This window comes from Paraferrimonas sedimenticola (assembly GCF_002282855.1).
Taxonomy (GTDB): Bacteria; Pseudomonadota; Gammaproteobacteria; order Enterobacterales; family Shewanellaceae; genus Paraferrimonas; species Paraferrimonas sedimenticola.
In genome coordinates this window covers 86,650-99,324 of record NZ_NRIR01000001.1, presented here as the reverse complement: position 1 = coordinate 99,324, position 12,675 = coordinate 86,650, and the positions used below count along the sequence as shown (strand labels likewise).

7 protein-coding genes are annotated in these 12,675 nt (G+C 52.7%); 1 reads left to right on the top strand and 6 read right to left on the bottom strand.

The window, feature by feature from the left end:
* Positions 1-50: 50 nt before the first annotated feature.
* The 4 genes from CLC93_RS00425 to CLC93_RS00410 all read right to left on the bottom strand — a co-directional run bounded on the left by CLC93_RS00425 (position 51) and on the right by CLC93_RS00410 (position 9,420).
* Complete coding sequence (locus CLC93_RS00425) at positions 51-1,508, bottom strand: cryptochrome/deoxyribodipyrimidine photo-lyase family protein (protein ID WP_281254646.1); 1,458 nt, start codon at positions 1,506-1,508, stop codon at positions 51-53.
* Positions 1,509-1,723: 215 nt separating this feature from the next.
* A complete protein-coding gene (locus CLC93_RS00420; RefSeq protein ID WP_095503968.1) occupies positions 1,724-4,204 on the bottom strand; it encodes a TonB-dependent receptor in 2,481 nt (826 codons plus the stop codon).
* A gap of 216 nt (positions 4,205-4,420) precedes the next feature.
* A complete protein-coding gene (locus tag CLC93_RS00415) occupies positions 4,421-7,714 on the bottom strand; it encodes a carboxyl transferase domain-containing protein (RefSeq protein WP_095503967.1) in 3,294 nt (1,097 codons plus the stop codon).
* Positions 7,714-9,420, bottom strand: a complete 1,707-nt coding sequence (locus tag CLC93_RS00410; protein WP_095503966.1) for an AMP-binding protein — start codon at positions 9,418-9,420, stop codon at positions 7,714-7,716. Before CLC93_RS00410 ends, CLC93_RS00415 begins: the two co-directional genes overlap by 1 nt.
* A 153-nt stretch (positions 9,421-9,573) precedes the next feature.
* Here CLC93_RS00410 and CLC93_RS00405 point away from each other — a divergent pair, with 153 nt between their 5' ends.
* Positions 9,574-10,218, top strand: coding sequence for a TetR/AcrR family transcriptional regulator (locus CLC93_RS00405; protein WP_095503965.1), 645 nt, complete (start codon positions 9,574-9,576; stop codon positions 10,216-10,218).
* Between the two features lie 55 nt (positions 10,219-10,273).
* On the opposite strand, the gene CLC93_RS00400 is transcribed toward CLC93_RS00405, so the two are convergent.
* Together CLC93_RS00400 and CLC93_RS00395 are read right to left on the bottom strand one after the other, a co-directional pair.
* Positions 10,274-11,611, bottom strand: a complete 1,338-nt coding sequence (locus CLC93_RS00400; protein ID WP_095503964.1) for a GntP family permease — start codon at positions 11,609-11,611, stop codon at positions 10,274-10,276.
* A 23-nt stretch (positions 11,612-11,634) separates the two neighbouring features.
* Positions 11,635-12,672 carry a phosphotransferase family protein gene (locus tag CLC93_RS00395; protein ID WP_095504514.1) on the bottom strand — a complete coding sequence of 346 codons (1,038 nt, stop codon included), beginning with the start codon at positions 12,670-12,672 and terminating at the stop codon, positions 11,635-11,637.
* Positions 12,673-12,675 lie beyond the last annotated feature (3 nt).

The window sequence follows — 12,675 nt, the reverse complement described above, 5'->3', positions numbered from 1 at the left end:
TGTGGCGTCCACGCTCTGTGGTTTTCGCTCTGAGGTTTTAGCACTGCGGCTTAGCTGCCGCGGCTTGAGCTAGGCCTGACGTGGCGCGCAAGAATTCGCTTGGCTTCGTATTTGACCTCGGGCTTAGCACGCCAGCTCCAAAGGCGGCTGCGCGCCTGCTTGCCCGTCTCCAATACATCGACAATTGGGAGTGGGTAGTCTTTTCCCAATTGCACTCCCACCATCAGCTGTTCCATCTCTGGCATCAGCCAAGGCGTGTGGATCAGTTCGTTGGGAAGCGAGGCTAGTTCTGGAACCCACTGGCGGACGAAGGTGCCTTGCGGATCTTGCTCAACCCCTTGCTTAATCGGATTGTAAATTCGAATAGTATTGGTACCTGTGAGTCCGGCTTGCATTTGTACTTGGGAATAGTGAATTCCGGGTTCAAAATCCAGAAACCGGCGCGCCAACTCGACAGCGACGGGCTGCCAATGCAGCTCCAAATGATGACAAGCTACGCTGACCAACATGGCTCGCATTCGAAAGTTGATGTAACCGGTTTGTTCTAAACAGCGCATACAGGCATCCACCATTGGAATGCCGGTCATTCCATCACGCCAAGCGCGAAATCTTTTCTCGGCGATGTCGCCCTCAGAATATGCCAAGGACAGATAACCTCTGTTGACGGGGCGAAACTCCATCTCGCACTCGGACTCAAACTTTTGAATAAAGTGACAGTGCCAATGCAGCCTGGATGACAGCGCGCGCAAGGCGCGACTCCAACCGGGACGCCCCCAATGACTTAATAGGGCTTGATAAGCCTGGCGTAAGCTCAGATTGCCCCAAGCGAGGTAAGGAGATAGGCGCGAGCAACTGTCTTTGCTGAGCAGTGGTGAGGAAATATGACGTTGGTAGTTTTGTCCTCTGGTATCGAAAAAAGAGTTCAACACTGCGTGTGCGTTTTGCTCTCCACCGGCTTGAATGGAATTTGCTTCTACTGAGTAGCAGGGAGGTGCATCGAACTCGTGCAAGTTCGCAGTATATGGAATTAGCGAGGCTAGGTCCGGCATCTGTATCGGAGCCCGCATGACTTGCGCCCAGTTCTTGTCCCAGCCGATGCGATTTGGCGCAGCGCGAATGACGGCACCAGTCGGGAATTCATGCCAGGGAATCTGGTGTGTGGCGAACAGCTCAGCTAACGCTTTGTCGCGCTGGTAGGTACACAATAGTCCGCTCTCTTGATAGCTGAACACACGAGAGATACCAACCTCTTTTGCTAAGTGTGTAAACAAATCCACCGCATCGGCTTTCATCCGTGTCACCTTGATTCCCAGAGGAGCAAGCTGCTTGTCCATACAATCCAGAGACTGCTGCACGAACGCCCAGTGTCTTTTGTCGTAGTGGGGGTTGGCGAGCAACATGGGCTCGTACAAATACAAAAGCAAGGTCGGTTCTGGGGAGGCGCAAACCTGCATCAAAGGAGCGTGATCGCTCAAGCGCAGATCCCGTTTGAACCAGACGATTTGCACGGATTGTTGTTGGTTTGCAGAAATGCTCGAATGCTCTAGTTTACCTGAGGTTATCGATTGATACGCAGTCTTGTTAGCTCGGGCTCAGCGCAGCGCAGAGAATTTGCCGAGTCGGCTCTATTAATTTGCTCGACACGTAGGATAAGCAGAATAGTAAAAAAGCAGCCCCTAGCCGCGCAGTCGGGAGATAAGGGCAGGGGCTGCTCGATCGATACCTAGTAGGTGTAGGCTAGTGTGACTCCATAAGTTCTTGGCGCGTTGTATTCGCTGTAGCCGCTGTCCAGTCCGTCGAGATAGAAGGTGGTGCGATAGGCTTCGCCACTCAAGTTACGTCCCCAGATCGCCACGCTCCAGTTATCTGATGGGCTGAAGATCTCGGCGCGGGCATTCACCAAACCATAGCCTTTTTGCTTGTGAATTGGCTCGTTGGAAATCGACAGCCAGTAATCGTCCTTGTAGGACGCGTCCACCTGCACAAAGCCACCTAGGTTACTGCTAAGGTTGAAGTTGTAACGAGCAATCAAGTTGGCGCTAAACTTAGGTGCGTTGTTAAGCTCGTTTCCTTCGACGTTTTGCACTTCACCAAAGATACTGGTGATACCTATATTGTCTGACTCAAATTCTGCGACCTTGTCCACTTTGGTGTCCAAAAGGCCAACCGCAGCGCGCAGATCCCACGCGTCAGTTGGTAACCAGCGCAGGTCGAGTTCGGCACCGGCCATCTTCACATCGCCCAAGTTTCTCAGACCGTTAAAGGTGGCGCCTGAGGCAGGGTCAACTTCTTGTAGCTGCGACTGGAAGTTCTTGTAGTCGTAGCTGAACAAGGCGCCGTTAATTTGCAGGCGAGCGTTTTCAATGGTGGATTTAAAGCCCAGTTCAACACCGTTGTTGCGTTCAGGCTTGTAAGGGCGAATGGCGTTGGGGTTGGTCAAGAAGCCACCAAAGAAACCACCAGATTTAAAGGTGCTACCCACACTGGCGTACAGCAAGGTCTCTGGAGTGACTTTCCAGTCGAGATTCACTTTCCAAGACGGGTCTTTCTCGTCGTACTTCGCCTGGTTGTTGCGAGCTAAGTCGTACAAACCCGTGTCTGGGTCCCAAGCGATGAAGTTCGCACAGTAGGCCGGATTGTTTGGATCTGTGGTATTGAGACCGTTAACGGTACAAATCCAGGTGCCATCGTTGACGAACACGTCGCCCATGTAGTCTTTTTTCTCATGGGTGTAGCGGAAGTCGATAGTGGTCGATAGGGTTTCGGTGATCGAGTAGTCGATTTGGGCATAGGCCGACGCGACTTTGGTTTCTTGGCGGTAAGCCATGGTGCCGCAGCCGGGAAACTGAATCCAATCGGCGTACAGGTTGGCGGCAAACGAACAAGAGCGCAGTTCGTCAATGTCATCTTGGGCGTAAACCGCGCCTAGCATCCAGTTGAAATCGCCACTGTAGTTAGACAGTAAACGCAACTCCTGACTCCAAGACTTGGTATCCGAGTTGTACTGGGTAACGTACATCTCATTGAGATCACCACCGTTGATTCGACCGTAGTCGCGGCTGGCTTGCTCCCACCCGTCCTGGTCTTGGCCAGGGCCTAAACCGACAGAACCAATACCGTTTCTGTGCTTAAACTGCATCTTAGATTGGTTGGTGATGGACGCTAGACTGTGATTGCCAAAATCCCATGCGATGTTAAGCGACAGCGAGTCAAAGCGGTCGTCGTTGGGATGAACGCGAGCGTCAGCACCGCGGTAGGGGTCACCATCGGGTGCGGCGCGGTTCATGTTGATACAGGTACTATCTGGAATGCCAGTGTTGACCACAGGATCGCACCAAGCAATGGTGCCATCTGGGTTGTATGGAATATTCATTGGCGGCAGGCCGGGTAGGCCAAACAGCGGGCCTTCCCAAGAGGCGTTAGGATCTAACAAGCCAACCACTTCAGGGATTGAAGCCTCGGTTTTATCGCGGCCATAGGTATAGCGTACGTCCGCGCGGAAATTCTCGGTCGGCTCCAGGCTAAGGGTGACACGCGCTTGTTGCTTGTCCTTGCCGCCTTGGTTGCGATTCAAAAAGGTGTTGTAGTAATAACCGTCGCTATTGTCTGTCTGTAGCGCGACTCGAATGGCAGCAATATCGCCTAGAGGTAAACTGGCACCCGCTCGAACGTTAATGGTGTTGTAGTTACCAAAGTCCACTGCCGCATTGGCTTCAGTGGTTCCCATCTCTGGCTTTTTAGAGGTGAAGGAGACCGCACCACCGGTGGAGTTTCGGCCATATAGACCACCTTGAGGGCCTTTTAGGACTTCAACGCGCTCGGTATCAAACATAGAGAAGGCGGTATAAATGCCATATGGCTGATACACATCGTCAACCACAACAGCGGTATTTGGGGTGTTGTTGGTGTTGTAGTCCTGCAGACCCACACCGCGGATCACAAAGATTGGAATGCCGCTGTCTTCTGACCAGGCCATTTCCATATTGGGAATGAATTCGGTAATTGCCGACGCTTGGAAGGCGCCCAAATCTTCCAGTTCATCGCCGTTAATGGCGGTAATGGAAATACCCACGTCTTGAATTCTTTCTACGCGCTTTTGCGCTGTGACTTCGATGACCTCAAAGGCACTTTGCTCGCTTTCTTGCGCTAAGCCTTGGCTGGATATTGCTCCCAAAACCGCAACGGCTAAATAACTTAGTCTCATTATGCTCCCCCAGGGTTGCCTGACAGCTTGTTGTTGTTGTTATGTGATGTGTGTAACAATTTTTACATCAATTGTAATATTGCAGTTGCTGTAAAAAAGATCAATCCCCCTTGGCGAGAAAATATCCATTAGTGTTTTGGCGGCAGCAAAGGTCCGATAAAAAAAGCCCGCTATTCAGGGAAATAGCGGGCTTGTAGGCAAGTGATAAAAGCACTATCACCAAGGGTCTATCGGGAAGTTTTGATCTGAAGTGTCATCGGTTTTGGCCGAATCAAAGGTTCGCACTAGCCAAGCTCGAGTGTCCGCAGGATCGATCACTGCGTCTATTTCCAGGTAGCTAGCGACATTCATGGCTTGGCCGTTTTGATGGGCTTGAGCCACCCAAGCGTCAAACTGCTGTTGCCGCTCAGCCGAGTCCTCAATGGCCGCTAATTGACGTTTTCGACTGATTTTTACCGCACCTTCAATCCCCATGGCGCCAAACTCGCCAGAGGGCCAAGCCATGCTCATGCTCGGCTCACAAAAGCCGCCAGCGGCCATCGCCATTGCCCCTAGTCCATAGGCTTTGCGAATGACCACGCAGGCTATTGGCACTTGCAGATTGGCGGCTTTGACGAACATACGGGAGATATGCCGAACCGTGGCATTTTTCTCGGACTCCGGGCCCACCATGAACCCTGGGGTGTCGCACAGGCTAATCAGCGGCAGATGGTGGGAGGAGCACAGCTGCATAAAGCGCGTAAACTTATCACCGGCATCGGCATCGATTGCGCCACCTAAGTGGCGAGGGTCATTGGCCATTAGGCCATAGGCCTTACCCTCAATTCGCACCAGCGCGGTGATTGCCGAAGGCGCAAACTGAGCCCGAAGCTCCAAAACAGAGTCTTGGTCCACCAAGGTTTCAATGAGCTGGCGCATGTCGTAAACGGATTTTCGATTGATTGGCACACTGGTTCTAAGCTGGCTTTGCTCAGCAGCCTGCCAGGATTCAATTGGTCCTTGGAAGTAGCTCAAGTAACGCTTAGCCATGGCCACTGCTTGGCTTTCGTTTTCTACCAGCAAATCGACCACACCAGTTTTGGCGTGCATAGTGGCAGGCCCCACTTGGTCAGGGGTAAATTGACCCAATCCACCGCCTTCGATCATCGCTGGTCCCGCCATGCCGATACTGGTGTCCCGAGTGGCAATGGTAAGGTCGCAGCAACCAAATAGAGCAGCGTTACCAGCAAAGCAGTAATCGGCGGTAATGGCGACCGTTGGTACCCGCCCCGACAGTTTGCCAAGCTCGGCAAAAGTTCGCAGATTTAAAAAGCCGACGCCCGGATAGTCGGTGTCCGATGGGCGACCGCCACCGCCGCCACAAAACAGCACTAACGGCAGCTGGTGTTTTTGCGCAATCTCGATAATGCGGTCGGTCTTTTTGTGGTTAATCATGCCTTGGGAGCCAGCCATCACGGTATAGTCGTAGCCAGCGATGGCCACTTGGCTGTATTGTTTGCCCACTAGCTCGGCGTTTATCGATGCCGTGCCGACCACCATGCCATCGGCGGGAGACAGCTGTTGCAGCGTTTCGATATCGTGGCGTTGTCGCTGAGCGGCGAGTGCCAGTGCCCCGTATTCGTTAAAACTGTCAGCGTCGATCAGCTGCGCTATGTTCTGTCTGATGGTGTTCTTGTTGTGCTTGGCGCGTTTGGCAACGGCCTCGGGACGGCCATCATCGCTAATGGCCTCTAATCGCTGTTGCAATTGGGCCAACAGCGGCCGCACTGCCGGCTCTTGTTGCTGTTCGATTGGGCTGTCAGCGGCTATATCTTGCGCATCAGCGACAAAGGCAAACAAAGGCTGGCCTTCGAGCAGCATATCGCCAGTGCTCACCGGTGCGACTCGACTGATAATACCTGCGCTCGGCGCTTCAATGGGAAACTCCATTTTCATCGCTTCAACCACTGCCAGTAACTGGCCGGCTTTTATTGTCTGGCCTTGTTCGACTTCGACAGAGATTAAGCTGCCGGCAATCGGACTGTTAAGGATTTCACCGAGTTCAGCATTCCAGCTCTCAGAGTCCCATCGCTCGCTTTGGCTAGCGCCGCCGTTGACGCAATCGAGCTTGGGCGTTCGCCCACTGGCGGCGATTGGCAGCAGCAGATGCTCAAGATGTTGTTCGACATAAGCTGTGGTGATTTGGTTATTGGCCAAGTCTTGCGAGTCTAACAGGTTGGTCAGTAGGGTTTGGTTGGTCTCCACACCTTGAACACTCAGCTCGCTTAGGCGGCGCTGGGCTTTTGCCAGTGTCTGCGAGTAGTCGGCGCCTTTCACAATTAGCTTGGCGCCAAGGCTGTCGTAGTTTGGGTTCACCGAGTAGCCCGCGTACAGGTAGTCATCGACTCTGACGTCGCGGCCATTGGGTTTGTGGTATTGAGTAATGACTCCGGCCACAGGTCGAGTGGCCCCCTCAGGGGTCAAGGTTTCTAAGTTAATCCTCAGTTGTATGGCGCAGCCTGAGAATGGCGGCGTTTCGGCCAGCCGCAACTGGTTTAGCGATTGACCCGCCGCCAGTTGAATTTGCGACTTCACCAGATCCACACCGGTAATCTCCTCGGTAATGGTGTGCTCCACCTGTATTCTGGGATTGATCTCCATGAAGTAGTAGTTGGCCGGCTCGCGGGCGTCCACCATAAACTCAAAGGTGCCCACACCGGCGTACTTGATGCTACTGGCTAGCGCCAGCGCTGAATCAATAATGCCTTGTCTTTGGTCTTGGTTAAGACTAGGGCTAGGCGCGATTTCAATTAACTTTTGATTGCGGCGTTGCAACGAGCATTCTCGCTCCCACAAATGGCTGACTTTGCCGCTACCATCACCGAGGATCTGTACCTCAATGTGACGGGCGTTTTCTACCAATTGTTCGACGTACACTTGATTGCGACCAAAGGCCAGCTGGGCTTCTTCCTGGCAGGTGTGATAGGCCTTGGCAATGGCGTCTCTGTCGCGTACCGCGCGCATGCCGCGACCGCCGCCACCGCTTAAGGCTTTGATCATTATCGCGCCATGCTCGCCTAACGAGTCGAAAAAGGCTTCAACTTCTTCTAGGCTGCAAGCCCGGTTTATTCCCTGAGTGAGCGGCAGACCAGCGAGCTCGGCCATCTGTCGTGCTTGCGCCTTATCGCCAAGCTGCGCTAACAACTCGGGCGCTGAGCCAATAAACACCAACTGGTTGTTAGCCAGGCGCTCGGAAAACTCCGCCGACTCCGACAGAAAACCATAGCCAGGATGCACGGCTTGGCAGCCTTCGGCTTTGGCTAGCTCAACCAGTTGTTGTTGGTCTAAATAGGCGCTGACACCGCGTCCTTTTAGAAGCAGGGCTTTGTCAGCGCGCATGGTGTGCAGCGAGTCAGCATCGTCCTCGGCGTAAACCGCGATTGATGTGATGCCAAGCTCGGCACAAGCATCGGCAATCCGGATCGCAATTTCACCTCGATTGGCAATCAGAATTTTGCGAAAGGCGGTCATTACAGCAGGTCCTCTAGGTCTTTTTTACGCACTTTTCCGGTGGCGGTCATCGGCAGTTGTTGTAGAATGCGGATCTCTGGCACCTTGTAGACCGCCATGGCGTTTCTGGCCCATTGGTTAAGTTCGGCCTCGGACTGTTTGGCTCCGGGTTTTAACGTCAAAAATGCCACTGGAACCTGACCTTTCTTGGTATCTTTTCGGCCGATCACGCCACAGGCGGCAATGGCTTCGTTTTGGCCGAGCATGGCCTCAATTTCGGTGGGGAACACGCTCATGCCGTTGACTTTGATCATCTCTTTAAAGCGACCCAAGTAGCGCACAAACCCGTGCTCGGTAATCATTCCCAGATCACCGGTTCTAAACCAACCGTCCTTGAGCAGACGCTGGTTGTCTTCCGGTTTGTTCCAATAGCCCTGAAACAGGGTCGGACTCTTAATCCAAATCTCACCTTCGCTCCCGATTGGTAGCTCTTGCTCGGAGGCGAGATCGCAAATCTTAAACTGAGTGCCGGGTACCGGCATGCCGACAAAGGCCGGCTCAATCTTGAGGTCAAAGTTGTCCTCTTGAAAGCCCTTGGTGAAGGTGTCACAGGTATGGGTTTCGGTCATGCCGTATGCCGCTTCAAACAAGGTGGTACCGGTCAGTTCACGCCACCGCTGGCGGTAATCCGGGTTGAGTTTTTTGATGAAAGAAATACAGGGCGTGCAGTTTAATGATTCGAGGTTAAAGTCATTCACCAAAGGATGGTTGAGAATTTCGTCGATGCTATCCACCAACAGGTTACAAACATTGACTTGATAGTGCTCCACCGCTTCTAAAAATGCGACGCAGTCCCAGCGCGCCAGCAGCACTAAGGTGTTGCCGCTAAACATAGGGAACAAGATGCCGGTGTTCTCGCCGGCAATCCAAAACTCAGGCAAAAAGGTGCACATCACCTGTTCGCTGGCGTTGCCATCGTAATCGCCGTAAACCAGCGGGCTGTAGGCGGCAACCGTGTCTATGATGTTGGCGTGAGTATGCACACAACCTTTTGGCAAGCCAGTGGTGCCGCCTGTGTAATTCAGCGCAGCTACATCATCCAACTCAACCTTTACTGAGGGAGCGCTGCTAGGCATGTCTTTGATGGCCGAGAAGAAGTCTACTTGGCCGCCAACCGGGTCAAGTTTGGCGGCGTCAAACAATTCAGGCAGGGGAATAGTGGGCTGCTCTGGGCGCAACTCGCTAATTGAGGTCACTAGTAGATTGTCGATGTTCAACTGCTCGCAGACCGGCTGCATGAACTCTAGCAGCCGGTCAAAACTGACCACCGCCTTAGGCTGACTATCGCCAAGCTGATGCATCAGCTCCATTTGCTTTGACAGCGGGCTCACTGGCACGTGAATAGCCCCGGCTTTCATCACACCGAAATAGGCGATGTTGAATTGTGGACAGTTGGGTAAGTAAAGCGCTACGCGGTCACCTTTGACGATACCAATGCTGGCGAGATAATGGGCAAACTGATTGGACAGGGCATCGAGTTCGGCAAAGCTCAGGCTATAGCCGTAAAACTCCAACGCAGACTTGTTAGGAACTTGTTGCGCCCAATGGGCTAAGTACTGGTTCAGCGGGCGTCGGCCAATGGGATATTGGGCTTGGGTCGGTGCGCCCGGTGGCCAATATTGCTGGCAGCCTTGGCTGATGCTGTCTAGGGATTGCGGGTGTTTCATAGATTAGCTTCCTTAACGACTGACATTTTTTATTATAATTTTGCTTCAAATGTAAAATTACAGTTACTGTAATTATTTGTCAAAGAAGAATCCATAGGTCGGATGGCTTGTAATTCCAACCAGAAATCGGAAGAATCAGGAAACACAAATAAAATGAGTACGCTAAAAAACACTATGAGCTTACGAGAGCAGAAAAAACGCCAGACCCGCCTGCGGATCTTGAAAGTAGCCGAATCCATGTTCGCCGAAAAGGGCTTTGACCAGGTAATGGTCAACGAGCTAGCGGAACGCGCTGAAGTGAGCCAAAAAACCTTCTTTAACTACTTTCCCAGTAAAGCGGCAACGCTAAAAGCTCTGCTGATCGATTATTTGGAAGAAAGTAATTTGTGGGCACACACCACAGAGCTTGAAGCCAGTGTTGAGTCGGCCATCGTACCGCCAAACGTCGAAGAAATTCAGGACTGGGTGGTGCAACGTCGTCAGCTGTTGCAGCTGATATTTCGTCACACGGATTTGTTTAATTCCATCTATCTGATGGAAGGCGATGGCGAAGAGGGCGAGCGCCTATTCCCAGCCAAATACAAGCAACCGCGAGTAGAGCGCATTCGCAAAGCGCAGCAAATGAAGGTGGTCCGCGACGACATCTCCGCTGAGATGATTGCCGACATGTACGATTACGTGCGTATCGATATGGTGCGTCGTTGGTTGTGTTTATCGGATGATATCGCCACACCTGAGCGCTACAAGCGAGAATATCAACAGGGCATTGATATTCTACTTAAAGGGCTGTCGGCTTAGCTCTTGTCGATAGCTCTTGTCGATAGCTCATGCCGACGCCCGCAACTGAATCTCGCTAGTAAAGTAGGCTAGCCAGCCCAATACATACCAAAGTGACCAGAATCGGAATCGCCACAGAGACCACCGCAATTTCTTTGTAGGACTCTTTGTGGTTGCTGCCCATGATGGTCAAAAAGGCTATCACACCGCCGCAATGGGGCAGCGAGTCCAGCCCACCCGAGGCCATCGCCGCCAATCGGTGTACCACTTCTGGGGCCAAACCAAGCTCAACGAATGACTGCCCCATGGTTTGCAAAAAGATTTGCAGGCCTCCGGAGGAGGAGCCGGTAATCCCAGCAATCACGCTGACCGAGCTCAACAACGACAGCATCGGCGGCAACTCCAGCGTCAGCATGCTATCGACGAACCACTGAAAACTTTGGGTTTGCGAAACCACACTGCCAAACCCTATCACCATGGCGGTATTGAGCACTGGCATAACCGACGATGAAGCTCCTTCACCAAGACTTTCACCAAGGCTGTTACGCACAGTCTTTGAAGTCAGGACAATGGCCAAACAGCCAATCAGCAAACTGATAACAGGCCAGAAAATCGGTTGAGCGCGAGCGTAGTCAAACAGGCTCAGTGCGGTGGGAAGTTGCTCGGGTAATAGCTTAGGCAGGGCAATTAGCAGGATAACTACAAACAAGGGCAAACTGGCCAACCACCAAGGGTGTGGGCTAGTTTCACTTGGTTCGCTTAGTTCTGGTGCGCCAGCGGCTTGAGTCACGCCTAAGGCAATGCGTTTGCGCTCGAGATACCAAATGCCCAGAGCAAACATCATCAGACTGCCGATAATCCCTAGCAGGGGGGCGGCGTAAAGATCCGTGCCCAAGGCGCTTGCCGCTAGAATGTTATTCAAAGACGGTGTGCCTGGCATGGCGGTCAGAGTGAAGGTACCAGCGCCCAAGGCTACTGCGCCAACCATCAGATTTTTGGGAATGCCAGCTTGAACGATCAGCTGTTGTGCCAACGCGTTCACGGTAAACAGCACCACAAAGGCACTTACTCCGCCATAGGTGAGCACAGCGCAAGCCAAGGCAATTATCCACAAAGCGCGGTGGGAGCCTAAGCGCAACGCCAGCGTATCGGCGATGGATTTGGCATAACCACTGCGGGCCATTAGGGTGCCAAACACTGCGCCCGCCACGAACAGCAAGAAAAACCGCCCCATAAAACTAAAGGCACCGAGCTTGCCGAAGGTAAAGGACTCGGTGAAACCTTGGGCAATGTCCATGCCGTTGGAAACCAGTACGATCAAGGTGGCGGTTAGGGCGGCGACTATGATGTTTATGCCGCGCAACGCCATCACGATTAGCACAGCAAGTGCTAGCAGCAGGCCTAGCTGTTCCATAGCAATTCCTCGTCAGATTTTAATTATTTTTGTTGGTAATCTTGAATACTTTGCAGTGCAAGCTCCGCCAAGGGCGCCACGTAATCGCCCATGCTGGCGGCCTGCTTGTTCGACGCGTTGCCGTCTAAGGCGCGTTTCGCTACCCCCTGCACAATCGCGGCCAGGCGGAAGAAGCTAAAGGCGACGTAAAAGCCGAAGTTATCGATGGAATCAATGCCCATACGCTCGCAATAAGCTTGGATATATTGGCTTTCGTTTGGAATACCGAGGGCCTTGAGGTCTTTGCCTGCCAGCCCAACCACAGGGCCAATCTTGGGAATGCGCATTTGCATGCACAAATAACCAAGGTCGGCAAAAGGGTGGCCTAAGGTCGACAACTCCCAGTCCAACAAGGCCATAGGCTCCAAGCTATCTTTATCGAACATCAGGTTGTCGAGACGATAGTCGCCATGAACTAGCGAAATTCGGCCATCGTCTTCAGGGATTTGAGTCGATAGCCACTCGATTAACTGCTCCATGGCCTCAATGTTTTTGGTTTCGGATGCTCGGTATTGCTTGTGCCAGCGATTGAATTGTCGTTCGAAGTAGTTGCCGGGTTTGCCGTAGTCGCTCAGTCCCACGGACGCCACGTCCACTTGGTGTAAATCGGCTAGTACGTTGACTAGGTGGTGATGAATCTTGCCTCGTTGCTGATTGCTAAGCTCGGGCAGGGCGGCATCCCAGAACACTTGCCCTGGGCAATACTCCATTAAGTAAAACATTGAGCCAATGATGCTGGTGTCGGTACACAAATGCAGGCACTTGGGCACAGGGACTGGCGTGTGCTCAAGCGCTTGGATCACTCGAGCTTCTCGGTCAACGGCATGGGCCGACGAAAGCAGGGCGCCCGGGGGCTGACGTCTAAGCACTATCACGCCCAGATTGGTGGTCAGTTTGAAGGTTGGGTTGGATTGACCACCGCTGAACTTTTCGGCGGCACTGATGCTCTCAAACTCGGCTAAGTGCTGAGAGAGATAAATTGACAGTGCATCCAAGTCGAGAGCTTCTACCAGTCGAGTCATCGC